This window comes from Caldisericia bacterium (assembly GCA_026414995.1).
Classification (GTDB): domain Bacteria; phylum Caldisericota; class Caldisericia; order B22-G15; family B22-G15; genus JAAYUH01.
Genome location: JAOAHY010000010.1, coordinates 18,904 through 42,591, shown reverse-complemented (window position 1 = coordinate 42,591; position 23,688 = coordinate 18,904). Strand labels below are relative to the sequence as shown.

General features: G+C 25.8%; 30 protein-coding genes. 18 read left to right on the top strand and 12 right to left on the bottom strand.

Going from position 1 to position 23,688, the window contains the following annotated elements; genetic code table 11:
* Together N3D74_04590 and N3D74_04585 are read right to left on the bottom strand one after the other, a co-directional pair.
* Positions 1 to 395, bottom strand: a 395-nt coding sequence (locus N3D74_04590; GenBank protein MCX8095443.1) for a hypothetical protein, incomplete at its 3' end; no start/stop codon positions are given.
* Positions 396 to 439: 44 nt separating this feature from the next.
* Positions 440 to 2,857, bottom strand: a complete 2,418-nt coding sequence (locus tag N3D74_04585) for a site-specific DNA-methyltransferase (protein ID MCX8095442.1) — start codon at positions 2,855 to 2,857, stop codon at positions 440 to 442.
* A 258-nt stretch (positions 2,858 to 3,115) separates the two neighbouring features.
* Between N3D74_04585 and N3D74_04580 the strand changes: the two genes are divergently transcribed.
* From N3D74_04580 to N3D74_04525, 12 genes are all read left to right on the top strand, one after another.
* Positions 3,116 to 3,370: a hypothetical protein gene (locus tag N3D74_04580; protein ID MCX8095441.1), complete on the top strand. Its 255-nt coding sequence runs from the start codon at positions 3,116 to 3,118 to the stop codon at positions 3,368 to 3,370.
* Complete coding sequence (locus N3D74_04575) at positions 3,363 to 3,575, top strand: hypothetical protein (protein MCX8095440.1); 213 nt, start codon at positions 3,363 to 3,365, stop codon at positions 3,573 to 3,575. The genes N3D74_04580 and N3D74_04575 overlap by 8 nt, the downstream gene beginning before the upstream one ends.
* 101 nt (positions 3,576 to 3,676) lie before the next feature.
* The gene (locus N3D74_04570) at positions 3,677 to 3,838 is read left to right on the top strand and encodes a hypothetical protein (protein ID MCX8095439.1); all 162 of its coding nucleotides are present in this window, start codon (positions 3,677 to 3,679) and stop codon (positions 3,836 to 3,838) included.
* Positions 3,825 to 4,682, top strand: a complete 858-nt coding sequence (locus N3D74_04565; GenBank protein MCX8095438.1) for a hypothetical protein — start codon at positions 3,825 to 3,827, stop codon at positions 4,680 to 4,682. The genes N3D74_04570 and N3D74_04565 overlap by 14 nt, the downstream gene beginning before the upstream one ends.
* A gap of 12 nt (positions 4,683 to 4,694) precedes the next feature.
* Positions 4,695 to 5,366 carry a hypothetical protein gene (locus tag N3D74_04560; GenBank protein ID MCX8095437.1) on the top strand — a complete coding sequence of 224 codons (672 nt, stop codon included), beginning with the start codon at positions 4,695 to 4,697 and terminating at the stop codon, positions 5,364 to 5,366.
* A gap of 27 nt (positions 5,367 to 5,393) precedes the next feature.
* The gene (locus N3D74_04555) at positions 5,394 to 5,990 is read left to right on the top strand and encodes an N-acetylmuramoyl-L-alanine amidase (GenBank protein ID MCX8095436.1); all 597 of its coding nucleotides are present in this window, start codon (positions 5,394 to 5,396) and stop codon (positions 5,988 to 5,990) included.
* 1 nt (position 5,991) lies between these two features.
* A complete protein-coding gene (locus tag N3D74_04550) occupies positions 5,992 to 6,252 on the top strand; it encodes a hypothetical protein (GenBank protein ID MCX8095435.1) in 261 nt (86 codons plus the stop codon).
* A gap of 19 nt (positions 6,253 to 6,271) precedes the next feature.
* Positions 6,272 to 6,424 carry a hypothetical protein gene (locus N3D74_04545; protein MCX8095434.1) on the top strand — a complete coding sequence of 51 codons (153 nt, stop codon included), beginning with the start codon at positions 6,272 to 6,274 and terminating at the stop codon, positions 6,422 to 6,424.
* 16 nt (positions 6,425 to 6,440) lie between these two features.
* Entirely contained in the window at positions 6,441 to 6,644 is a 204-nt protein-coding gene (locus tag N3D74_04540) for a hypothetical protein (protein MCX8095433.1), read from the top strand.
* Between the two features lie 100 nt (positions 6,645 to 6,744).
* Positions 6,745 to 7,059, top strand: a complete 315-nt coding sequence (locus tag N3D74_04535; protein MCX8095432.1) for a hypothetical protein — start codon at positions 6,745 to 6,747, stop codon at positions 7,057 to 7,059.
* Complete coding sequence (locus N3D74_04530; GenBank protein ID MCX8095431.1) at positions 7,043 to 7,237, top strand: hypothetical protein; 195 nt, start codon at positions 7,043 to 7,045, stop codon at positions 7,235 to 7,237. Before N3D74_04535 ends, N3D74_04530 begins: the two co-directional genes overlap by 17 nt.
* Positions 7,238 to 7,300: 63 nt before the next feature.
* Positions 7,301 to 7,519 (top strand): DUF2922 domain-containing protein, encoded by a 219-nt coding sequence (locus N3D74_04525; protein ID MCX8095430.1) that lies wholly within the window; start codon positions 7,301 to 7,303, stop codon positions 7,517 to 7,519.
* 96 nt (positions 7,520 to 7,615) lie between these two features.
* On the opposite strand, the gene N3D74_04520 is transcribed toward N3D74_04525, so the two are convergent.
* Complete coding sequence (locus tag N3D74_04520; protein MCX8095429.1) at positions 7,616 to 7,795, bottom strand: hypothetical protein; 180 nt, start codon at positions 7,793 to 7,795, stop codon at positions 7,616 to 7,618.
* Positions 7,796 to 7,877: 82 nt separating this feature from the next.
* Between N3D74_04520 and N3D74_04515 the strand changes: the two genes are divergently transcribed.
* On the top strand, positions 7,878 to 8,048 hold the full coding sequence (locus N3D74_04515) for a YvrJ family protein (protein ID MCX8095428.1): 171 nt from the start codon (positions 7,878 to 7,880) through the stop codon (positions 8,046 to 8,048).
* Between the two features lie 9 nt (positions 8,049 to 8,057).
* On the opposite strand, the gene N3D74_04510 is transcribed toward N3D74_04515, so the two are convergent.
* Complete coding sequence (locus N3D74_04510; protein ID MCX8095427.1) at positions 8,058 to 8,993, bottom strand: DNA recombination protein RmuC; 936 nt, start codon at positions 8,991 to 8,993, stop codon at positions 8,058 to 8,060.
* Positions 8,994 to 9,403: 410 nt separating this feature from the next.
* On the opposite strand from N3D74_04510, the gene N3D74_04505 reads away from it, so the two are divergent.
* The gene (locus N3D74_04505; GenBank protein ID MCX8095426.1) at positions 9,404 to 10,249 is read left to right on the top strand and encodes a zinc metallopeptidase; all 846 of its coding nucleotides are present in this window, start codon (positions 9,404 to 9,406) and stop codon (positions 10,247 to 10,249) included.
* Positions 10,250 to 10,256: 7 nt separating this feature from the next.
* Here the strand turns inward: N3D74_04505 and N3D74_04500 are convergent, their stop codons facing one another.
* Entirely contained in the window at positions 10,257 to 11,387 is a 1,131-nt protein-coding gene (locus N3D74_04500; protein ID MCX8095425.1) for an aldo/keto reductase, read from the bottom strand.
* 106 nt (positions 11,388 to 11,493) lie between these two features.
* On the opposite strand from N3D74_04500, the gene N3D74_04495 reads away from it, so the two are divergent.
* Complete coding sequence (locus N3D74_04495; GenBank protein ID MCX8095424.1) at positions 11,494 to 14,040, top strand: PAS domain S-box protein; 2,547 nt, start codon at positions 11,494 to 11,496, stop codon at positions 14,038 to 14,040.
* On the opposite strand, the gene N3D74_04490 is transcribed toward N3D74_04495, so the two are convergent.
* From N3D74_04490 to N3D74_04470, 5 genes are read right to left on the bottom strand one after another with little or no spacing between them, the layout of a single operon-like run.
* A complete protein-coding gene (locus N3D74_04490; protein ID MCX8095423.1) occupies positions 14,030 to 14,680 on the bottom strand; it encodes an HAD family hydrolase in 651 nt (216 codons plus the stop codon). The two genes, N3D74_04495 and N3D74_04490, sit on opposite strands and share 11 nt — an antisense overlap.
* On the bottom strand, positions 14,673 to 15,494 hold the full coding sequence (locus N3D74_04485) for an NAD+ synthase (GenBank protein MCX8095422.1): 822 nt from the start codon (positions 15,492 to 15,494) through the stop codon (positions 14,673 to 14,675). The genes N3D74_04490 and N3D74_04485 overlap by 8 nt, the downstream gene beginning before the upstream one ends.
* Positions 15,475 to 16,320 carry a hypothetical protein gene (locus N3D74_04480; GenBank protein ID MCX8095421.1) on the bottom strand — a complete coding sequence of 282 codons (846 nt, stop codon included), beginning with the start codon at positions 16,318 to 16,320 and terminating at the stop codon, positions 15,475 to 15,477. The genes N3D74_04485 and N3D74_04480 overlap by 20 nt, the downstream gene beginning before the upstream one ends.
* A complete protein-coding gene (locus tag N3D74_04475; protein MCX8095420.1) occupies positions 16,317 to 16,823 on the bottom strand; it encodes a QueT transporter family protein in 507 nt (168 codons plus the stop codon). Before N3D74_04475 ends, N3D74_04480 begins: the two co-directional genes overlap by 4 nt.
* Entirely contained in the window at positions 16,801 to 17,262 is a 462-nt protein-coding gene (locus N3D74_04470; GenBank protein ID MCX8095419.1) for a LapA family protein, read from the bottom strand. The genes N3D74_04475 and N3D74_04470 overlap by 23 nt, the downstream gene beginning before the upstream one ends.
* 98 nt (positions 17,263 to 17,360) lie before the next feature.
* Here N3D74_04470 and smpB point away from each other — a divergent pair, with 98 nt between their 5' ends.
* Genes smpB through murI form a run of 3 tightly spaced genes read left to right on the top strand, consistent with a single transcriptional unit; the run spans position 17,361 to position 20,864 of the window.
* A complete protein-coding gene (gene smpB / locus N3D74_04465; GenBank protein MCX8095418.1) occupies positions 17,361 to 17,819 on the top strand; it encodes an SsrA-binding protein SmpB in 459 nt (152 codons plus the stop codon).
* The gene (locus N3D74_04460; protein ID MCX8095417.1) at positions 17,791 to 20,106 is read left to right on the top strand and encodes an N-acetylmuramoyl-L-alanine amidase; all 2,316 of its coding nucleotides are present in this window, start codon (positions 17,791 to 17,793) and stop codon (positions 20,104 to 20,106) included. The genes smpB and N3D74_04460 overlap by 29 nt, the downstream gene beginning before the upstream one ends.
* A complete protein-coding gene (gene murI / locus N3D74_04455; protein MCX8095416.1) occupies positions 20,103 to 20,864 on the top strand; it encodes a glutamate racemase in 762 nt (253 codons plus the stop codon). Before N3D74_04460 ends, murI begins: the two co-directional genes overlap by 4 nt.
* On the opposite strand, the gene N3D74_04450 is transcribed toward murI, so the two are convergent.
* Positions 20,861 to 22,777, bottom strand: coding sequence for a DUF2207 domain-containing protein (locus N3D74_04450; GenBank protein MCX8095415.1), 1,917 nt, complete (start codon positions 22,775 to 22,777; stop codon positions 20,861 to 20,863). The two genes, murI and N3D74_04450, sit on opposite strands and share 4 nt — an antisense overlap.
* A gap of 20 nt (positions 22,778 to 22,797) precedes the next feature.
* Entirely contained in the window at positions 22,798 to 23,634 is an 837-nt protein-coding gene (locus N3D74_04445) for a DUF4388 domain-containing protein (protein ID MCX8095414.1), read from the bottom strand.
* Positions 23,635 to 23,688: the final 54 nt, after the last annotated feature.

Sequence of the window (23,688 nt, the reverse complement as noted above, 5' to 3'; positions counted from 1 at the left end):
TCTCTTTTTTCTGGTGATTTTTCAAGCGTTTTCTCTATTTCCAAGATTTTTTCTTTTGAAATAAAGGTAAAATATTTTAGAAATTTTATTACATCTTTATCATCTGTATAAACCTTTTCATATACATTGTTATGAAATGGTGTTGAATTAAAATATACACTACCACTTTCTGTGAAATATCTACTAAAAAATGTATATAGTTTATCAAATAGTTCATCTCTGAAAGTTGGATAGTTTTCTAGTGCTTTTTCAATATCATCTTTTAGAATTTTCTCAATATTATCATAATATTTTGTTTTTATTTTCATTAAATTAACAAATCCACCAACCCCTTCAATTTTTGCTCCAATAAATATATCTTTTAAAGCATTAAAAAACTTTTCTTCTTTAGTCATTTCTTTCTCCTTTCATATCTTGTAAATATCTTTTCATCATATCATCACCACCATATTAATGGTTTTATTAATTTATAATCTAAATTTTTGATATCTATCTTTTCACCGTCTTCAAAGATAACTTCATTTGAAGTTATCTTTTTTAACCATTTGCCCAGTAAATTAGACAAAGTTTCAGATATATCTATATTTTCATATAATTTTGATAGATTAACATTTACTTTATTATTTTCATAATCAATTTCAAGTGTATCTAATAACTTTAAATCTCTCATAAAAATATACTGATTATAAATATCTTTGTCAGAACTATCAAATAAATCTGAATTTTCATAATTAACCTTTCTTAATGTCTCTTCATATTGCTCTAATTCATAATATTTAAAAAATCCACCTGCTAATTTTTCATTATATTTTTCTTTTACTTCTTTTTCTTTTGAAATTCCAGATTTATCAAATGCTAACACTTTTTTCATTCTTGGTAAGACAACAGAATAAAAATGCTCACCTAACTCAACTCCAATCCATTTTCTTCTTAATTTATGTGCTACAGCTGTTGTAGTACCTGAACCAAGAAAGAAATCCATAACTAAATCACCACAATCTGATGAAATTTCTAATATTCTTTTAATCATTACTTCTGAATTTTCTGTAGAGAAGCCCCAATTCGTTGAATATCCAGATATATCAAGCCAATTTGTTCCGACTGCTCTTTTATCAAATAAAACATATAAAGTGTCTTTTTCGATTTTTAATCTTCCATTTTTATACATTTCATTTGCTATCTCATTACCAATAGCCCAACTATAACCATCAGGAGGGATAAATTTTTTATTTTCAATAATGATTGGTTTTCCTGTAGGCCCACCTTTGTTATATTTAATTGGCATTTTAGACCATTTAGGTTGAATTTCTTCCCATATTAAATTGAATTTACTATTTACTAAATTTTTAGAATAATTAATTAGAATATCATATTCAACTTCTAATTTTCTTGTTTCTCTTTTCATCATAACTGTTCTTTTTACCGCTATCTCATTTCTAAAATTCTCTTTACCAAAAATTTCTTCCATCAATGGTCTAACAATCCAATTTCCATTGTAATCACATCTAACAAATATACTTCCAGTATCTTTTAAAATCTCTTTTGCTAATCTTAATCTATTTTCCAATATTGTAGCCCAAGTAGAATCTTTATATTTTATTATGTAATAATAATCAGCATCTTTTTCTTTATTGAATGGTGGATCTATATAAATAGTCTGCACTCTTTCTTTAAATTTAGGTAATATTGTATTCAATGCTTGATAATTTTCACTCTTAATCAACCATCCATCTAATTCATTATCTAAATCATCAAACAATCCAACAATTTCTAATTCTAAATCTTTAAAATATTTTGTATCTATTGGTAAAAATTTATATTTATCATTTAACTTATCACCAAAAACATCATTCACTATAATTTCATTTTTATTAAAACTATCATCTATAATCTTTAACTCTTTCCATTCATTTATTTGTTTTTCTATATTTTTATGATTCAATATCTTTTTTAAAACAGATAAACCACTCTCTTTTGATACTATTCTATCAAGTGTAATAACATAGTTTGAATTCTTCACAAATTTTGGTTTATTCCATATTTTTTTCAACTCTTCTTCAAATTGTGAAATAAAATCAATTATTTTGTAAGCAATATCTTTTAATATTTGAAGTTGATTTACTCTATCAACATTCCACTCTTTACCACCATTCCAAAAATATTGATACAGCCATAAATTAAACTGCTCTTGTAAAAACTCTTTAGCATTTTTATAAATAAAGTAATCAACCTCCCTCTGCCTTTCAAATATTCTAAATGCTTTCTCTAAATCATCATAATTTAAATCTATTTTTTTCTTTTTCACTTCTCTCAATATATTTTCAACATTTGTCTTACTACCTTTTTCTGAATAATAAACATCAAAGACAATTGTATTATCTTTTTTTATCTCTTTTAATTTATAAATCAATTCTCTTTTTTCATTTGCTTTTTTATTTTCAATTTTTGAAGCGTCAAAATAAAACTTCTTACCATCAAATTCTACTGGTATACTTCTGAATAATCTATCTGTTTTAACATAATAAAGCATATGAGTTTTCCAAAATAGAATTACATCTTTATCATCTGTATAAACCTTTTCATATACATTGTTATGAAATGGTGTTGAATTAAAATATACACTACCACTTTCTGTGAAATATCTACTAAAAAATGTATATAGTTTATCAAATAGTTCATCTCTGAAAGTTGGATAGTTTTCTAGTGCTTTTTCAATATCATCTTTTAGAATTTTCTCAATATTATCATAATATTTTGTTTTTATTTTCATTAAATTAACAAATCCACCAACCCCTTCAATTTTTGCTCCGATAAATATATCTTTTAAAGCATTAAAAAACTTTTCTTCTTTAGTCATTTCTTTCTCCTTAAATAATAAAACATATACATTTTCAAACTTTCCCTCTTTAATTCACTCATTGAAAGACCTAATTTTTCTCTTAATTTTTTTATCTTTTCATTACTTGTCATCTCACCTCCTTTATACTATTTGCTAATATTATAAAAAATATTTTCAAGTTGTCAATAGAATAAAAATTTTTTCAAAATTTAATTACATAAAAAAATTTTATTTAAAAAACTATTCCCAATTTTAATTAAAACATTTTTATAGCATATGCTTGACAATATTATATTATTTGCTATAATATATTTAGTTAATGCTATAAAAATAATAACAGAAATTTTTAAAGGTGAAAAGATGGTTTTAGAAACAAAACAAAAAGAAGAAAAAGTTATAAAAGTTGGCAAAGAAAAAGAATTAAAAATTGTTGAAATTTATGGAGAAAAAGATTTTGATGAAATTTTATCTTATTTTATAAAAATAATTTCTCCTCACATTGAGGAGTTATTAGGAGGTAAAAATGTTTAAAGAGCTTCTCCAAAATTTAAAGGGTAAGATGGTAAATCAAATCAAAACAAAATCTGGTGATGAATGGGAAGAGTATTTTATTACAGATGTTAAAGATGAATATGTTGAATTAAAAAGTGATTATTGCACAGGTTATGTAAGAATTGCATCAATTGAGAGTATCTATTTTGAAATTGAAAATGATGATGAAGAGGAGGAAAAGTAAAATGTCAAAACTTGACAGAATAATTGAAAAATTCATTGATGAATTAAAAGAGGAGGAAAAGAAAGAAGGAGAGGGTTAAACCCCTCTCCCTTTAGAAGGTGATGAAAGATACTCATTTAATATACCTCATTTTAGCAAAAGTTTTCAATGAGTATGATGAAGTTCTTCTTATGAGAAAAATAATTTCTCTATCAAAAAAGAAAGATGAAGAGATAAAAGAATTTTTAGAAAGAATTGAGGTAAAGAAAAATGAGCATAAGTGAACTTATAAGAAAAGAGGTAAAAATTCTTGCTTATGAAGGAAAAGATATAAATGTTAGAAAAATCTCAAGAAAATATAAATGTTCTCCATCTCTTGTTGTGAAAAATATCTATAAAGTACAAAAAGAGGAAGAGTTAAAACACATAACAAAGTTTGGAGTGAAAGGAAAAGTAAATCTTTTAATAATTGATTTTAATTTAGAATGTTCACCTTTAAAATGTTCACCAATCGAAAATTCTCTAAATCAACCATCTTTTCAAAAAGGTGAACATTTAATAGAAAACCCTAATGAGAATTCTCTTCATAAATGTTCACTCTCAAAACTCTCTTCAACTCAACTCTTTTCTCAAAAAGGTGAACATTCACCACAATTTTTTAAAAAAGAAAAAGAAAAGGTTTCTTATAAACTTCTAAAAGAAAAAGAAAAAAATATTATAAATGAAAAATTTATAAATAAATTTTTAGAGTTTCAACAAATTGAAACTCTCTCACTCCCAAAATATGAAAAAGAAATTATAAAAACCTTTTATAAATATGGTGGAAAAATAAGAGAAAAAGATCTTCCATATATTAAAGGTATTCTTTCTTTTTCAACCCCAAGACAATTTGAGGCAATTTTACTTAAAACAATAAAAGAGAAAAAAGGAGAAGTACCAAATATTCCTTATCTTTATGAGATTTCAAAAAGAATGAATCTCAAATGGAGAGAAAAAGAGAAAACTCCAAAACTCTTTTCTAAAAAAGATAGTGGTTTAATTGAAAACACTCAAGAAGAAGTCATCACTTTCAGTTTCAAAGGTTTTACAGGTGAAGAAGCAGTAAAAGAGTTTTTTGGTGAATGTTAGGAGAATTCAATTATGGATGAAATTAAAAATTTAATTGAAAAAATTATAAGAGATATTCAAGATAAAAAGGAGAAAATATCAATTCCACAAATTCCAAAAAGGTGTGAGAGTTGTATTGATGGAGATTTTCAAATAGATGGAATTTCATTTAATTGTGATTCTTATGGTCAAAACTCTTGCTTAATATACCAAAACTTTTTAAAAGAAAACTTTGGAAAAACTTTCTTAAATATATCTCTTGATAAAGTTGAGGAGAGTATAAGAGAGAAAATTGAAAGATATATTAATAACATTCAAAAATTTATCTTATATGGAAAAGGTTTAACAATAATTGGTTCAGTTGGTTCAGGAAAAACAAGCATTCTCTTTTTAATTATTCAAGAATTATTTAAAAAGTATTATCCATTTTATTACAATCACTCATATAAAATTTTTGAAGAGCAAGATGAGAGTTTATTAAACAAGAAAATTCTTCTCATTGATGACCTTGGAGTTGAAGTAAAAAATGAGTGGAATAAAAGTTTTTTTGATTATCTAATTGATTATAGGTATAGATTTAAATTAACAACTATAATAACATCAAATCTTTCAGAGAAGAAACTAAAGGATGAATATCCAAGAGCAATGGATAGGTTGTCTTCAATGAATTTTAAAATCTTTATTCAAGGAGGTTCAAGAAGATAATGAAAAATTTTAAAGGAGGCTCAAAAAATGAAATTAATTGAAGTGAAATACATAATAATTCATCATACAGGAACATTAAATATTGAGAAAGATCCAACAGGTGAGAGAATTTGGAATAATATTTTAAAAAATCACCAGAAAGAATATAAAGAAAAATTTCCTTGGAGTAAAGCACCATATCACTATGGTATAGGTCCTAAAGGAAATATATTTAAAGGAGAAGATGAAGATAACTTCTGTATCCATTCAGGTGATGACTATTTTAATTTAAGAAGTTTAGCAATCTCATTCATTGGTAATTTTGAATTAGAAATTATAACTCCAATTCAACTTCATGAAGGAGCGTACCTTGTAAAAGAATTAATGAAAAAATATGAAATTTCACCAGAAAGAGTTTTAAGACATAAAGATATAGTTCAAACAAAGTGCCCTGGAAAAAATTTTCCTTGGGATAAATTTTCAAAATACCTTTTAGATATAAATTCATACAAACAAAATTCAATTGATTATGCATTAAAAGTTGGATGGATAAAAAACATTCATTCACCTGATGAGATTGTTGATTTTGGAACATTTCTTACAGTATTAAAAAATTTCTATGATTTTTTAAGGAGCGGAAATTGAATTGAATAGGTTTTATGAAAAAGGAAGAAGATTTGAATATATAGTTATGAATTTTTTAAAAGACAAATTCAACATAGTTTTAAGAAGTTCAGGCTCTCACTCACCGATTGATATTTTAGGAATTGATACAACAAACAATAGAATTCTTTTAATTCAATGTAAAAAAGGAAAAGATTTTCAAATAAATTTCATCAAAGATATGGAAGTGATTTTTATAAATTTGGGAGAAATCTCCCAATTAAAAGATTTCTTAAATTTTTAAAAGGAGGTTTTTATTTTCAATGAAAAGGTTAGAGATTATTTTTAAAAAAAATGAAAATGAATTTATCACAAAAGACAATGAAGGAAATTTTATTGTTTTTAGAGAAGATGAGATTAAAGTTTTTAGAAGTTTTGAAGAGGCAAAAGAGTTTCTTTTTAATAAAAATGAATAAAAAGGAAGGTGAAAATATGGATGAAATAATCAAAAAAGAATTAGAGGCAATTGAGAAACTCCTTAAAAGCTATGAAATGCTTAATAGTTCACTTGAAACAAGAGTAAGAGTTCTTGAATTTCAAGTAAGAAAAATAAAAGATGATTTATCACAGATTAAAGGTGAGAGTAATGAAAACTCTTCTCTTAATGAAATTAATTCATTAAAAAGAAAAGGGTGATTTTATGAAAAATTGTTCAATTAGCACTAAAAATTTTCAAATATCATCTATTCTGAAAAATTTCTTCTCAAGAATAAAAATATGAGAGGAGGCGCTTCTTTTGGAGTTAATTAAAGAGATAAAGCCTATATGGTTCAACTCTTTTTTAGGTATATTTATGCCTATTGTTGTCAAATTCTTTATAAATAAAAATTGGTCAAGACAAATTAAATTTCTTATTGCTTTTCTTTTTTCTTTTCTTATAGGAACTCTCTCAGTTTATCTTCAAGGTAAATTTTTTATGAACACAAACAATTTTGAATATACACTTTTAGAAATATTTTCAATCTCTCAAATTGCATATAACCTCTTCTGGAAAGATTTATTTGAAAAATCAAAAATGAAAGGAGGTGAGTTTGATGCCAGTAGTAGATGAAAGACACTCAATAAGAATTGTATTTGGAACAGAAGGAAACACAAGAAGTGAGACCCAAAATTTCATAAAACCTACAGCAACAGATACACAAATTGAAGGTTTTGTCCAGCAGGTTGCAAATTTAGTTAATGACCCAATATTCACTTCTTACAGAATGATAAGGAAGCAGTATGGATAATTTTAAGTTTTTAAAAAATTAAATTAAAACTTAATAAATAAAAAAGAGAGGAGGTGATTATTATTGAACAAACAAGTTTATATTGTATTTGCAACAGAAACTGAAGGAAGAACCTTCACAATGAGATTTAGTAATCCAAAAAATAATTTAACACAACAAAATATTCAAAATTTTGCAAATTGGGTTATAAACCAAAATATATTTTTGACAAGATATGGTGAACTTACTTCTCTTGTAGATGCAGGAATAGTTGAAACAACAAGAACAGATTTAGTTCCATAGAATAAAATTTAAACTCTGACCTGTGCGAGAAGAGGTTGAAAGAATTAAGGGAAAAGCTTCTTTGTCTCGGCAGGTCGGAGTTTTTTTAGTAAAATTCTACTTGCAATCTAAATTATAACCTTTACTGCTTCTGTCTTTAGCATATGCACATGCTTCTTGATTAGGGTCTTTCTCTAAATCATATTTATTACACCAAAATACATCATAGAAAAAAATTGGACCACCCTTTGTCTTTTTTGTTAAACATGGACATTCTCCGCATCTTTTAATTGTCATTTTATCCTCCAACTATTTTATTCTTACTTATATTTTAAAACAAATTATTTTTAATAAAAATTTTTAAAGGAGGTGAACATTTTTGGAAATAGATTTATTAATTAAACTTATTTCTCAAGTAGGCTTTCCAATAGTTGTTGCAACATTTTTACTATTAAGAACAAATGGAAAGATTGATAAGCTTAAAGATGCAATTATGGAACTTAAAAATTCAATCGATTTATTAAAAGATGAGTTAATAAAAAAAGATTAAAGTTAACTGTTAATTAATATTTGAATCAGTAAATTTCGTTGTATTAATAAGTTCTGATATTTTATTATATAATTCTTGAATATAATATGGGATCTCTTTTGCTTTATTGTAAGCATTTTGAAAATGAGTGTTAAAAAATGTTGACCATTCTCTCTCAAGTTTATCAACAGTTGATTTAATAGAATCTATATGACTTACAATTTTATCTGCTGAGTCTCTAAGTGCTTTAGCATAAAAACCTGCTTTTGCAACTGTTAATTGACTGTAAAGCATATTAGGTGAAGCAGGTATAACACCCTTTTTTAAATAATTTTTCATCATATCTGATTCTTCTGTTAAAAGATAATAATAAACACTTTCTGCTGGTATAAAAGCAAAAGCAAATTTTGCTGTTCCTTGTTCTGGTTTAATGTAGTCATCTAAAATTTTATTAAGATGTTTTTCAACATCTTTTCTAAACTCATTTTTATACCTTGTCTTATTATCGTCTTTAACTTCACACATTTTTCTATAATTTTCAAGAGGGAATTTAGCATCTATACATATAATTTCACTATCAAGTTTAATATACGCATCTGGTATTTTATTTCCAATAGATGGAATCTTTTCTTTTATACCATAAAGATTTGTAGGTAAAGTATCTTTTAATATATTCTCAAGAACTGTTTCACCTAAATAACCTCTTTCTTGTGGGTTTTTAAAAATTTGAGTAAGTTCTCCACTTACTTTTTCTATTTTTTCTGCAAGAGTTTTTAAACTCCCTATTTGTTCATTTAAACCCATTTTACTTAAAACATTAAATAGATTTTCTGGTAATTTTAATGATATGTTATCCACAATTTTTGATGTATCAGTTTTAAGAGCACTCATTTTTACAAGATAAATTATTAAATTTATAACTAAAATAGCCAAAATTGAAATTAATAGAATCAATTCTATATTCATGATAATTTTTCCTCCTGAATTTTTTTTATTTATTATACTAAATTTAGTGAATTATTATTAAATTATTAATAATAATCTAAATACAAAATATAAAATAACACAATGAAAAATTTAGTATTAAAATATAAATAATTTTAATTCAGTAAATTTCTAAAATATTTTACAAAGTTTTAAGATCATTTTTTGCTTATCAATTCACTTTTTATTTCAAACTCAAATTTAAAATATTTTTCTTTACTATTCAAATTTCCATTCCCTCGGCACCATGTATAAGATAACTTAATTTCTAAATTCAAATTTTAAAACCCAAGATGTTTTAAATGAAAATTAATAATATTTAAGTTCAATAAAATATCTTATTTATTTTGATAAAATAAAATTAGAAATCTAAATTTAAAGGAGAGGAAAGAATGAAATGGAAAGAAAGAAGAAGAAGTGAAAATGTTGAAGATAGAAGGGGGAGAGGTGTTGGTGGTTTTGCTATGGCAGGAGGGGCAATAGGTATAATTCTATTATTAATTTATACACTTCTCAGTGGAGGAAATATAACAGATATTTTTAATAATTTAACAAATGATAATAAAAACAACACAACATATATAGAAACAGCAGAAGAAAAAGAATTGTCAGAATTTGTATCAGTTGTTTTAGCTGATACAGAAGATGCATGGACTGATATATTTAAAGATTATGGCGAAACATATGTTCCACCAAAACTTGTTTTATTCACTGATGCTGTTTATTCTGGCTGTGGTATAGCAAGTTCTCAATCAGGTCCTTTTTATTGTCCTTCAGATGAAACAATATATCTTGATTTGAGCTTTTTCGAGGAACTTCGAGATAGATTTGGAGCAACAGGTGATTTTGCAATTGCTTATGTTATTGCGCATGAAGTTGGTCATCATGTTCAAAACCTTTTAGGTATAACTGATCAAATTGAAAAAATAAGGCAAAGGGTAAGTTCTAAGGAGTTTAATGAATATTCAGTTAGATTAGAATTACAAGCAGATTATCTTGCAGGAGTTTGGGCGAGATATGTTGAAGAATTAGGTTATCTTGAAATAGGAGATTTAGATGAAGCATTAAATGCTGCAAGTGCTGTGGGAGATGATAGAATTCAAAAAGAGATGCAAGGATATGTAGTTCCTGATTCATTTACTCATGGTACTTCAGAACAGAGATCAAGATGGTTTTACAAAGGTTATCAAACAGGAAATTTAGATAATTGGGACACTTTTAACGCTCGCGATTTATAAATTAAAATTATTTATTAAAAGATTCCACTAATTTTTTTAATAACTCTCTAATTTGTAAATTTTGAGGACATTTTTCTTCACATTCACCACATTCTCTGCAATTTGATGCTCTTTCTTCTTCTTTCAAATATTCATATTCCCAAAGTGCTTCATTTAAATCGCCATACATAACAAAATTGTTGTAAATTTCAAAATTTTCTGGAATATTAACCCCATAAGGACATGGTAAACAATACCTACATTTTGTGCAATCAATTGTTCTAATATTTAACCACTCATTTCTTGCTTTTAAAATAATATTTAAATCTTCTTCACTTAATGAACTTACATTATATTTACTAGCAATTGAGATATTTTCTTTAACTTGTTCAATTGAACTCATACCACTTAAAACTGTTAAGACCTCTTTTTTATTAAATAAAAAAGATAAAGCCCACTCAACTGGTGTTTTATTTACTTTATAATTTTCAAAAATTTTTAATACATTTTTTGGTGGATTAGCAAGTTTACCTCCTTTAACTGGTTCCATTATAATAACCTGAATTCCTTTATCAAAAGCATAAGAAAGCCCTCTTTCTCCTGCTTGATAATTTATATCCATATAATTTAGTTGAATCTGACAAAAATCCCAATCATAAAAATCAATTATCTCTTTAAAAACTTCAAACTCATCATGAAAAGAGAATCCAAAAAATTTTATTTTTCCCTCTTTTTTCTTTTCTAAAAGCCAATCTAAAACTTTCAGATTTTTAATTTTCTCCCAAGAACCTTTCCATAAAGAGTGAAGTAGATAAAAATCTATATAATTAGTTTTTAATCTATTTAATTGAATATTAAAATAAAAATCAAAATCTTCAAACTTTTCTATTTTCCAAACTGGCATTTTTGTTGCAAGAAAAATTTTATCTCTTATCCCCCTTTTTTCAAAATATTCTCCAAGAATGATTTCACTCATACCATGATGATATGGATATGCAGTATCTATATAATTAATTCCATTTTCAATAGCATAATCAAGCATTTCGTAAGTTTTTTTTATATCAACATCCTCTTCATTTGAAATAGTTGGAAATCTCATTGCTCCAAAACCAAGTTGAGAAATCAAGATATCTCCTTTTATAAACTTTCTATAAATCAATTCTCCTCCTCGTGTTAAAATAAATCATAAATAATATTTTACTTAATTTTAATTCAAATTAGAAATTTTGAAATTATATTAACATTAAATATAAAAAATTGATATAATGAAAAAAATGGATACAATTTATTATGACATATTGAACTCTGCTAGAGAGATAACATTTGAACTATTAAAATCTCATACTATAAGAGAGAAGATAGAGTATGCTCTCAAAAAACTTGGTGAGGCAGGAGGTTTTAACAAAGTTTCTTTTTATGAAAAAGATATCAAAAATTTTTTCATAAAAAAATATGAATGGGTTAGTAATGAGATTTATAAAGATAATGATGTAAAATTAGAACTAGATGAAAATAAAATAGAAATATTATTGAAAGATGAAGCTATAAATTTAAAAAAAGAAGCTTTTTTTCCTATTTTAGTAAATAATGATTTAAAAGGTGTAATTAGATTTTTAATTTTGAATGAAGAAAGACAAATCTCACCATTTGATATTTATGCTTTAAAAAGTGGTGTTGAAGTTATTGAGGCTTCTTTAGAGAGAGAAGAATTAATTAAAAGTATTGAGGAACAAAGAGAATTACTTAATAAAGTTGTAAATAATATTAAAGAACTTATCACAGTTCAAGATAATGATTTAAATATTCTTTTTGCAAACAAAGCAGCAGGAGATTCAGTAAATAAAAAACCAGATGAACTTATTGGTGAAAAGTGTTTTAAAATATGGCATCAGAGGAACACTCCTTGTGAAAATTGTCCTGTAAAAATTGCTTTTATAACAAAAAAATTTGAAGAGGGCGAAATAACTACTCCAGATGGAAGAATTTGGCATATTAAAGGAATACCTGTTTTAAATGAAAATGGTGAGGTTCAATATGTTGTTGAATCAACTATAGAAATAACTAAAGAAAGAGAATATTTAAGAAAAATTCAAGAAAGTGAAGAGAGATTTAGAAAAATTTTTGATTCAACAAATGTTGGTATTGCAATACTTGATAAAGATGGAAAATATTTATATATGAATCAAAAAAGAGCTGAAATACTCGGGTATACAGTTGAAGAAATGTTAGAAAAAACATTTAAAGATATCATTCATCCTGATGATTTTATGAGAGTAAATGAAATATATAACAAATTAGTTTCAGGAGAAATTAAAAACTTTGAATTAGATATAAAATTTATAAGAAAAGATGGAGAAATTGTTTACAATAGGGATTATGTTGTTGGAGTTGAAGATGAGAATGGAAAATTTTTATATGCTATAGCAGTTGTTGTTGATATTACAAAAGAGATTAAATTTAGTTTTGATTTAAAAGAGAAAGAAGAGTTGATAAAAGCAATTTTCGATCAATTTTCTGTTGGTGTTAATATTACAGATTCAGAAGGAAAGGTTCTTTTAAGCAATAAAGCACTTCAAAAAATGCTTGGATATTCACTCGATGAGTTAAAGACATTTACTTTTAAAGATTATTCTCATCCAGGAGAACTTGAAAAAAATATTGAATTATTTGAAAAAATAAAGAAAGGAGAAATAAATAATTATATATTAGAAAAAAGATTTATAAGAAAAGATGGAAGTATATTTTGGGGAAAAATAACAACAAATGCTATCAAGGATGAAAAAGGAAATATAAAATATTTTATCACTTTGGTTGAAGATATAGATGAAAGAGTAAAATATTTTGAGAACTTAAAAATAGAAGAAAATAGATTAAGAGCAATTATTGATGTTATGCCAGATTTAATTTTTATTTTAGATAAAGATGGAAATTTCTTAAATTATCACGGAGATTTAAATAAACTTCTTTTAGAGCCAGAGGAGTTTTTAGGTAAAAATATAATTGAAGTGATGGGAAAAGATATAGGAGAAAAAACAAAAGAATCAATTAAAAAAACTTTAAAAGAAAATGTATTAACATCATTTGTTTATGACCTACCTTGTCCTCATAATAAAGAAGAAAAATGCTTTTATGAAGCAAGATTTGTAAAATTTGAAGAGGATAAATCACTTGTATTAATAAGAGATATTACAGAATCTGTAAGAAATTTAAACTTACTTAAGAAAAAGGAGGAAGAACTTCATAAATCTTTCTATCAAACAATAAATTTACTTGCAAAAATTGTTGAAATGAAAGAGCCCTATACTGCAGGACATCAAAGAAGAACTGCTGAAATTGGTGTTTTAATTGCAAAAGAGTTAAAACTTTCAGATTATACTATTGAAACAATTAGAGTTGCAGGTTTAGTTCATGATATTGGAAAAATAGAAATTCCAATGGAGATTTTAAATAAACCTGTAAAACTTTCACCAATTGATTGGGATTTTGTAAAAAAGCATCCTGAAATTGGATATGAAATTTTAAAAGAGATAGACTTTCCATGGAATATTAAAGATGTTGTTTTAGAACATCATGAAAAGTATGATGGAAGTGGTTATCCATATGGACTTAAAAATGATGAAATTTTAATTGAAGCAAGAATAATTTGTGTTGCAGATAGCATTGAAGCAATGAGTACACATAGACCATATAGACCAAGATTGTCAAGAGAGAAAATTATTGATGAACTTAAAAAATACAGAGGGTCATGGTATGACCCTCAAATCGTTGATATTGCATTAAAATTAATTGAAGAAGGTAAAATCAAGATTTAAAGATTTCTAATATTTCTTGAGGTTTATATAAAAAGTAATCTACATCTAATTTTTTTAATTCTTCAATATCTCCTATTCCTCCCCAAAGAACTATTGCAATTTTAGAGTTTACGCTTTTTGCAAATTGAAAATCAATCTCACTATCACCAACAACAAGAATTTCTTCTGGCTTTACATTTTCAATTTCAATAATTCTTTCCATAAGTCTTTTTTCAGGTTTTTTAATGCCAAAACTATCTCTTCCAATAACTCTTTTGAAATATTTTTCAAAATCAAATTTCTTTAAAATAATTTTTGTACTCTCTTCATCTTTGTTTGTGACAATATATAAAACAAATTTATCTTTTAAATAATTTAATATAGATTCTATTCCATCAAATGGTTTAACTGTTTTTGTTGCTTCATTTTTATAAATTTCAAGAAACCTTTCAATGTCATAATTTTTGAAATCTTTTGCTCCAACTTCCTCTAAACTTTTTTGAAGAAGATAGTCTGAACCATTTCCAATAAATTTAAAAAGAGTCTCTTCTTTTAATTTTGGAAATCCAATTTCATCTAAATAAATATTAACACTTCTTGCAATATCAAATTTTGTATCAAAAAGTGTACCATCAAAATCAAAAATAACTAATTTAATCATAATTTTTATAATCTCTAAAATATAAATAATCTATTCCAACTGTTCTATCAGAAATTTTCGGAATTGGAGGTAATCTTCTTTTGAAATGTGAGTTAACTACCATCTTTTTAACTTTATTTACTTTTTGAATATCAAAACCTTCATTAACAACTTCTTCGACCTTCATTCTTTTATCTACCAAAAGAAAAAGAATTTTATCCAACTCTTCATATGTTATACCCATCTCACCTTCATCAGTTTGTCCTTCCCAAAGTTCTGCTGATGGTATTTTTTCAATAATAAAATCTGGAACTCCAATAAATTTGGCAAGTTCCCTTACCTGAGTTTTGTATAGATCACCTATAGGAAGAATTGATGCAGCCATATCACCATACCAAGTTGAGTATCCAACTAAAAGTTCACTTTTATTTGAACAACCTATAACAAAACCATTTTCTTTTTTAGAAATATCAAAAACTATTGCCATTCTGATTCTTGCCATAAAATTACCTTTTCTTAATTTATCTGCCTCAGTTCTAAAATATGCATCAACAATATTTTTAATATCAACAATCTCTAATGAAACTCCAAGTTCTTCAGCAATTTTAATAGAATCTTCTTTCCCTTTTTCTCCAAGTTCACCATAAGGCATATTAACTAAAAAAATATTTTCTTTTCCTAAAGATAAAGTTGTAAGAAAACTAATAAGAGTTGAATCAAGACCACCACTCAAAGCAATAACTCCTTTTTTAAGTCCAATTTTTTCACTTTCCTCTTTAATAAAAGAGACAATCAAATCTCTTGCAAAAGGACAATTAATCTTTAAATTCACCATCTTTTATCTCCTTTAAGTTTTCAAAAATTAAATTTATATCTTCCTCTCTTTTTAATGGTAGATTAAATATATCTTTTTTAGTTGTTTCAAAATTAATTTCAATACTTTCAAAACTCTCTTTAATTAATGGTAATTCTAAAATTTTTCTTCCAGATGAATCATAAGCCATCGAACCCCCCATAAATGGAACTCCCTCTTCAAAACCAACTCTATTAACAAAAACAATATAAAATTGAAATCTTTGTGAATAAATTGATAGAAGTTTCTCTGTTGATTCATAAATTGATAAACCCTCTTCTTTATAGCCACCTCTTACAGGAATTGCAGATACTAAAATTAATAAATTTATGTTTTGTAAATAATATAAGAAAGGGAGAGATGGATGAAAGAAATCTCTACAAATAAGAGTTCCAAATTTTCCAAATGGTGTATCAAAAGCTTTTACTCTCTTTCCTCTTCCAAAAAATTTTAAATCTTCAAACATTCCATGGTTTGGTGGATAAATTTTTCTATGAACATTTAAAATTTTTCCTTTTGAAAGATAAATTTGAGATATATATGTTATATTATCTTCTCCTAACTCAGGAAATCCTAATGAAATATCAATTTTTTCTGATTCATCCTTAAAAATTTTTAATATTTCATCTTTTTTAATTGAAACTTCAAGGGTTCCATCAAGTAGATAATATCCAGATAGTGAAAGTTCAGGAAAGATGATAAGATCACTTTTTAATTCAATAGCCTTATTTATATAAAACCTATGCTTTTCAACATTTTCTTCTATATTTCCGAGTTTTGTGTTAATTTGAGCAAGTGATACTTTCATATAGATTCCTCCTTTAAAAAATTTAATTTTGAAAGATAATATGTTAAAGGCAAACCAATTATATATGTTGATAATGCCTCTCCCAAAATTATTGATAAAGAAATTGAAAAATACATTTTAATTGGAAAAGAGGATATTGATGGTCTTTCCATTGATAGAAGAGTTATATAAAATGAGACACCAAATCCATTTATTAAGATTGGTGGGAGAGGTGCTAAAAATAATTTTTTAGTTTTTCTTAATAGATAGGTTAAATATGCTGCAAAAAGTGTTAAAAGAGAACCAAATATCATATCAACCAATCCAAATGGAGAGAAAAAATTAGCAATAAAACATCCTATAAAAAGTCCCCATATTGCATCTTTTGTTAAAAATGGAAGGAGAGTTAAACCTTCTGAAATTCTTACTTGAAATGCTTTAAAACTTATTGGAGCAAAAATTACTGTTAGAGCAAAATAAACTGCACCAATTAAAGATCCTCTAATTAAATTCTTTGTTTTCATCAACTCTTTTTCTCTTAAAAATTGAAAAAATATTTTTCTTTTCTTCTTTTTTCTCTTCACCCTCTTTTGTTTTTTCTTCTAAAGGTTTTTCTTCTTTAGGTTTCTCTTCTATCTTTTCCTTTATTTTTCCTTCAAGTTCTTCTTTTTTCTTTTTTAGTTCCTCAATTTCTCTCTCTTTTCTTTTTATATCTTCCATAAGTAATGTTATCTTTCTATCTAAATTCTTTAATTTCGTTTTCAAAAAAATCATTTTTGGAAGATGATAAAGCCAAACAATAACTCCCCCAACAAGAAGAGCTCCAACAAAAACAAATCCAACAGGAATAGTTGTTGGAGTTTGCCATCTTAAAAATTTTAAAGTTACTGGAGTTGTTCCATTCTGAAAGAGAAAGATTAAAGTGAGGATGAAGAGAACAAGATATACTATAGTTCTAATCATTTTCACCTCCTATAAAAATTTTATCAGGTTATATAATTATATCAAATCTGAAACAAACTCTTATGTGTTTTATCTAATTGTATAGTATAATAGAAAAGATGAGCATAGAAAAAATTATTGCAACAAACAAAAAAGCAATTCAAACTTTAGATGTAGAAGAGAAAATTGAAGCTGGAATCTCACTTTTAGGAAGTGAGGTGAAATCTATAAAAGAAGGAAGAGTTAGTTTCAAAGACTCTTATATTAGATTTCAAAATGGAGAAGCATATGTTATAAATTTAGATATAGGTCCATATCCAAATGCTTCAATTAGAAATCATGATAGAATGAGAAAAAGAAAACTTCTGCTTCATAAAAATCAAATTATGAGACTTTTGGGAAAAGTTACAGAAAAAGGTTATACAGTTGTTCCTTTACAAATTTATTTAAATGAGAAGGGCCTTATAAAGGTTTTAATTGGTCTTGGAAAAGGAAAAAAACTATATGATAAAAGAAAAGAGATAAAGGAAAGAGAATTAAAGAGGAGGATTGAAAGGGAAATTAAATATGGTTATTAAAAAACTTCTTTTATTTATTATTATTTTTTCTTTAATTTTACCTATTTCTTTTGTCATATCTCAAATTAAAGAAGTAATCATTACCCCTCCAACAAACATTAGAACAGGCCCTGGCCTTAACTATGATATCTTAACTACAATTACAGAAAGAATGGTTCTTAAAGTTCTATCTGAAGCAAAAGATGGTGATGGAAGAGTTTGGTATAAAGTTAAAATAGAAAAACTTGGAAAAGAAGGTTTTGTTGCTTCTTGGGTTGTTGAAGTTCAGAAAAAAGAAGAGACAAAAAAAGAAAATTCTGGAGTTATAAAAGAATATACAAATTTAAGAACCGGACCCTCCATTTCATATGAAGTTATAAGAAGTTTAGAACCAGATACAAAAATTTTAATATCTGGTATGGCACTAAACTCTTCAAATGAAGTTTGGTATTTTGCAAAAATAGACAATTCTGCAGGTTGGGTTTTTTCAGAAAGAGTAAATTTAATTTATATAGAAAAAGTTGTAGATACAAAACTTATAAATACAAAATATAAACTTCTTACAGATAAATTTCTTTATGAGGGTCCATCTGAAGAGATGAAAACAGGTGAAATTATTTCTAGTGGAAAAGAGACTCAAATTGTTGGTATTTCTTTGATTTTTCCAGATATATATTTTTATGAAATAGTTTTTAATGGAAAACTATTTTGGATAAAATCAAGTGAAGAAGTTCCAAAACAGACTCAAGGTGAAGTTCAGATAAATGATATAAATTTTGTTGAACAAAATGGGAATATAATAATAAATATTTTAGGAAATGGAGAAATAAAAAATTATTCTGATTCTGTCTTATCTAACCCAATAAGAATTGTTGTAGATATACAAAATACAATTATTCTTTCTGGTTCAATTACAAAAGAAATTCAAAAATATGGAATATTAAGAGTCAGAGCAAGTCAATTTTCTTCAAACCCAAAAATTACAAGGATTGTTGTGGATTTATCAAGAGATATAAAATATAATATCAAAAAGATAACAAATGGTATTCAAATAGCAATTTTATCTCAGGGAAACGCTTCTTTATATAATGTCTATCTCTCAGATGATTATGTTTATCTTTTTCCATCACCTGTTGAAAAAAGTGGAACACTTTTTATACCTCTTAAATCATTTTTATCTTCAATAGGTATCTCTTCAGAATATGATGATAACTCTAAAACATTTTCATTTTTCTATAAAGGTCTAAAAGTTGATATTTTAGATTTTAAAAAAGTTCAAAGAGGAAATAAAACTCGAGAATTTTCTATAACAGCAGCAATCATAGGAGATACATTTTTTGTTCCAATTGATTTTCTTCCATTTATGATTGATACAGGAGTTTTTTATGACAAAGATAATAAAAATCTTTATCTTGACCCATACATATATGGTATTGATATAAACAAGGAAAGTTTAGATAAAGTAATCTATACAATAAATTTATCTTTTATCTCAAAATATACTTATTCAATCTCAGGAAATAATCTTACTTTATCAATAAATGCACTTCCATATCCAGAAGTTGATTTCAAAACATATGATTTTGTATCAAATATTGAAACAAAGGAAAGATCTACTTCAATTTCTCCAATAACAAAAATTGTTTTGAAGCTTGAGAGTGGTTATAAAAATATTCAAATTACTTCAACAAAAGCACCTCCCTCAATTAAAATTTCTCTTTCAAGAGATGTATCAAAAGGTCTAAGCGGAAAACTTGTTATTCTTGATCCAGGACATGGTGCTTATACTGGAGGCGTTTATTATGATGTTGGTGCAGTTGGTCCTTCTGGAGCATATGAGAGTAAAATTGTTCTAGATATTGCATTAAGAATTAAAGAACTTCTTGAAAAAAGTGGAGCTATTGTTTTAATGACAAGAACAGAAGAAAATAATAAAAGTACTCCAAATCTTGATCAGAGAGTTCAAATTGCAAATTCCTCTGGAGGAGACTTATTTTTATCAATTCACCTAAATGCTTCAACTTCAAGTTCAACTTCAGGTACAGAAACATACTATTTTCATCCATTTAGTTTAAAATTTGCAGAGTTAGTTCACAAAAAAATTATAAATGCTTTAAACACTATAGATAGAGGAGTTAGAAATAAAGGTTTTGCAGTTGTTAAAGATATAAACACAATGCCAAGTGTTTTAATTGAACCAGTTTATATTTCAAATCCAAATGAAGAGAAGATCATTTTAAATGAAAATATGAGACAAAAACTTGCAGAAGCAATTTTTGAAGCAATATCTGAATATTTTAATCAATGAGTAAAATTGGAATTTTTGATTCAGGAATTGGAGGTTTATCTGTTTTTAAAGTTATTTATAAAGAATTTCCAAAAAATGATTTTTTTTATGTTGGAGATGAAGCATATTACCCATATGGTATAAAGACAAAAGAGGAGATAATTGATAGAAGTCTTAAAATTGTTAATTTTTTAATAAAAAAAGATATTGACCTTATTATTGTTGCTTGCAACACTGTTAGTTCTGTTGCGCTCTCTTATCTTAAAGAAAATTTTAAAGTTCCAATAATTGGAGTTATAGATGGTGCTGTTATTAAAGCAATCAAAATAGCAAGAAACAATAAAATAGGAGTAATCTCTACTCCTTTAACTGCAAAAACTCATGTCTATAAAAATAAAATAAACTCTTTAAATGAAAATATTGAAGTTCTTGAAGTAGGTTCTCAAGAACTTGTAAACATTGTTGAAAATGGAATTATAAATGAATCACCTACATTTAATTTAGTTAAAGAAATCCTAAAGCCTTTTGAAAACTTTGATACTCTAATTTTAGGATGTACACATTTTCCAGCCCTTGAAGAAGTAATTAGAAAAAATCTTAAAAACATTCAAATTGTTGATCCAGCATATGAAATAATTCCATTTATTAAACATCTTATAAAAAATAATGGAAATGGAATTAAAAAATTTTATACAACAAAAGACCCTGAAACTTTTAAAGAGAGAAGTAAGATTTTTTTAGAAGATATGAAAATTAATGTAGAAAAAATTTCTATTTAACCTGCTCCTCCCCCACCACCTCCACCACCTCCACCCCCTCCTCCAGAAAATCCTCCTCCACCACCAGAGGAAGATAGAGATGATGTTGCGATTCTTGAAATTGAATTAAATGAAGAAGCTAATGAATTCAAATTTGCAGAAACATTTGAGAAATTTAAAGAACCTCCATGATAAGAAATTGAAAAAAGATTACTTCTTCTAATTTCCTCTTCACTCATTTTTGGAATTAAATATTTTAATTCATTTAAAACTTTTTCACTAATTCCAAAGAGAGTTGAAAAGACAAGATATTTTTCCCATAAAATAATTGACATTGGAATTGCCTCTCTTAAATTTGAAAAATCCTTTAAAAATTTTTTAAATGCATTCCATTTATTGAATGTTTCAGCACCATTTAAGGTTCTTCTTGGCATAAATGTCGAAAGAAAAAATAAAATAAATGATGAAATAATTGAGTAAATTATTAAAGAGGTTGATAATTTTAAGTTTCCAACTAAAATAAATGAAATAAATGCATAAACAATTATTAATACAATCATTAAAACAACTAAATTAAAACCTTTTTCTTCAAAGAAATTATATGATTTTCCTTCTTCTTTAACTTGTTCGCTAAATGCATCAAATAGAGTTTTAAATTCTTGTCTATTTCTTTTTATATAATTTTCAATATCAATAGAAGAAACAACAGTATCACTTCTTCCAGCAAAATCTGAAAGAGGTTTACTCTTTTCTTTTATGAATTTTTCACAATATTTCAACTTCTTTTTATCTATGTAATACTTTAAAAGATCTTCATAAATAAGATTTGTGAATAAAAAATCATAAATAATTTTTTCATAACTCTTTAAAAAGGATGGATCTTTGTTAGTTTTTCTAAAAAGCAAAACATCTTTCTCTTTTTTAAAAATTGTCCCAACCTCTTTTTTTGTTGATTCAACCTCTATATATCCTTTTCTAATTAAATCCATTAGTGTTGCAATAAACTCTTTTGATGATACATTTTTCCAATTCATAAGATATCCAACAATAGCAGGATCAAGATTATCTGGTGGCTCTCTGTAATATTCATAATTTTTAATAACTTTATACTCAATACCAAATTTTCTAAACAATAATAACCAAATTAAAAATAAAATAATTGGAATAATGATAATTAAATAAAAAATAAATTTAACTCTCAATCTAACGATATTAGATTTATTTGCTAAATCTCTTTCATATTTTAAAATTTCATCTAATTTAAATTGTGAAATTTTTTCTGTCTCAAGTATTTCACTTGGAAATAAAATTCTTGCTTCTACAAATGTTTCTTTTGGTAAATCTTTTATATAAAGTCTTGCGCCTTTACCATCTAATTTTTCTATTTTTCCCCATAATGGTCCATGTGCAAAAACATAGAAATTTTCTTCTTTTATTTCTTCTGGAAGATATATTTTACATTCAAATTCACGAGTGTCCTTTTCCCATCTATCTTCTATCACTTTCCAATAAAAATCACTAATATCGAGATAAGATTTTATTCCACCAATTACCTTATATTTAAAATGAAACACCTTATCTTCATTTTCTGCCTTAAAATAAAATTTTATGAAATATTGATTTCCTAAATCTTTAAATATATAAGTTCCATCTGCTTGAGATTCATAATCTTCTTTTTTATATTCCTTCTCTTCGTCTCTTAAAGAAAAGTCTCTAATTTCTGTGAATCCCTTTTTATCAATATAATAAGTACCCCATGTGAAAGAACCAGAAAAGTGATATGTTCTCTCAATGTTTACATCAAACGAACCATCTTTATTTATGTAAATCTCTGTATAAACTCTTTTAAAATAATAATCTTTAGAAATTACATCTTTTATGGAAAAATTAATAATTAATAAAAATATAAAAAATATAAATAAATTTTTTTTCATAAATTTTTTAAATTTATTTTTTAACTTTTACTTATCTCTTCTTCTATTTTTTGATAAACACTTGGAGAAACTTTTGCTTTAAGAGCTCCTTCTTTTACAAGAAGCAGAAAAAGTGATAGAGCATCTTTTCTTTTTAGTTTCATTTCATTCATAAGTTGCTCCAGTGTCTTTTTACCATCAACTTTAAAGAAAAAGTTATTTGCTCTTACATTAGGCGTAGGGAAAACACTAACATCAAGACCAATGTATGTTTTTAAAACTTGTTTTGCTCTTTCAGAATGCTCTGGAACAATTTTCATGATATCTACCTCTTCTGGTATAAGTAGATTTGCACTTAAAAGTGAAAGAATGCTTCTTAATGTTTCAACTTCACCTAAATTAGATTCATCCCTTACTTCTTTAATTGTTCTTCCATCTCTAAATCTATTTAGAATTGTCCAATCATCTTTGCTTAAAGATATTTTTGTTGTTGGAGGAGCTGGATTTATTTTTAAAATTGTATCAATTGGTGGTAGTCTTTTAAGAATTTCTTCTAGAGTTGAAACTTGTCTTGAAGCTTCAAAAAGAAGCTCTTCTAATTTTTTTGTTATTTTAATCTCTTTGTTTGGAGGAAGTTCTTTTGAAAAAGCAAATGTTCCTTCTTTTATTGCTAAGATATAATATAGAGCTCCTTCACCAGTTTTTGAATCTATTTCAGCATCAATAATTTCTCCTTCTTTACAATATATTTTTGCAGTTTTATCACCTTCTTTTTCTATCTTTCCTTTAATTTGAATAATTCCAGTTCTTTTCGTCAAATTTACGAATTTTAATAAATCTTCTAAAGAAAAATCTTTTAAATTACCTTGTAATTCCAATTTATCCACCTCCTATCTTTTGTTATAAAATTATAACATTAAAGTATGTAACAT

Excerpts from the sequence above, each read along its gene's own strand:
- N3D74_04585 (MCX8095442.1), bottom strand. The coding sequence starts at position 2,857 with ATGACTAAAGAAGAAAAGTTTTTTAATGCTTTAAAAGATATATTTATC.
- N3D74_04580 (MCX8095441.1), top strand. The coding sequence starts at position 3,116 with ATGCTTGACAATATTATATTATTTGCTATAATATATTTAGTTAATGCT.
- N3D74_04575 (MCX8095440.1), top strand. The coding sequence starts at position 3,363 with ATGTTTAAAGAGCTTCTCCAAAATTTAAAGGGTAAGATGGTAAATCAA.
- N3D74_04570 (MCX8095439.1), top strand. The coding sequence starts at position 3,677 with ATGAAAGATACTCATTTAATATACCTCATTTTAGCAAAAGTTTTCAAT.
- N3D74_04565 (MCX8095438.1), top strand. The coding sequence starts at position 3,825 with ATGAGCATAAGTGAACTTATAAGAAAAGAGGTAAAAATTCTTGCTTAT.
- N3D74_04560 (MCX8095437.1), top strand. The coding sequence starts at position 4,695 with ATGGATGAAATTAAAAATTTAATTGAAAAAATTATAAGAGATATTCAA.
- N3D74_04555 (MCX8095436.1), top strand. The coding sequence starts at position 5,394 with ATGAAATTAATTGAAGTGAAATACATAATAATTCATCATACAGGAACA.
- N3D74_04545 (MCX8095434.1), top strand. The coding sequence starts at position 6,272 with ATGAAAAGGTTAGAGATTATTTTTAAAAAAAATGAAAATGAATTTATC.
- N3D74_04540 (MCX8095433.1), top strand. The coding sequence starts at position 6,441 with ATGGATGAAATAATCAAAAAAGAATTAGAGGCAATTGAGAAACTCCTT.
- N3D74_04530 (MCX8095431.1), top strand. The coding sequence starts at position 7,043 with ATGCCAGTAGTAGATGAAAGACACTCAATAAGAATTGTATTTGGAACA.
- N3D74_04520 (MCX8095429.1), bottom strand. The coding sequence starts at position 7,795 with ATGACAATTAAAAGATGCGGAGAATGTCCATGTTTAACAAAAAAGACA.
- N3D74_04510 (MCX8095427.1), bottom strand. The coding sequence starts at position 8,993 with ATGAATATAGAATTGATTCTATTAATTTCAATTTTGGCTATTTTAGTT.
- N3D74_04505 (MCX8095426.1), top strand. The coding sequence starts at position 9,404 with ATGAAATGGAAAGAAAGAAGAAGAAGTGAAAATGTTGAAGATAGAAGG.
- N3D74_04495 (MCX8095424.1), top strand. The coding sequence starts at position 11,494 with ATGAAAAAAATGGATACAATTTATTATGACATATTGAACTCTGCTAGA.
- N3D74_04490 (MCX8095423.1), bottom strand. The coding sequence starts at position 14,680 with ATGATTAAATTAGTTATTTTTGATTTTGATGGTACACTTTTTGATACA.
- N3D74_04485 (MCX8095422.1), bottom strand. The coding sequence starts at position 15,494 with ATGGTGAATTTAAAGATTAATTGTCCTTTTGCAAGAGATTTGATTGTC.
- N3D74_04480 (MCX8095421.1), bottom strand. The coding sequence starts at position 16,320 with ATGAAAGTATCACTTGCTCAAATTAACACAAAACTCGGAAATATAGAA.
- N3D74_04475 (MCX8095420.1), bottom strand. The coding sequence starts at position 16,823 with ATGAAAACAAAGAATTTAATTAGAGGATCTTTAATTGGTGCAGTTTAT.
- N3D74_04470 (MCX8095419.1), bottom strand. The coding sequence starts at position 17,262 with ATGATTAGAACTATAGTATATCTTGTTCTCTTCATCCTCACTTTAATC.
- smpB (MCX8095418.1), top strand. The coding sequence starts at position 17,361 with ATGAGCATAGAAAAAATTATTGCAACAAACAAAAAAGCAATTCAAACT.
- murI (MCX8095416.1), top strand. The coding sequence starts at position 20,103 with ATGAGTAAAATTGGAATTTTTGATTCAGGAATTGGAGGTTTATCTGTT.
- N3D74_04450 (MCX8095415.1), bottom strand. The coding sequence starts at position 22,777 with ATGAAAAAAAATTTATTTATATTTTTTATATTTTTATTAATTATTAAT.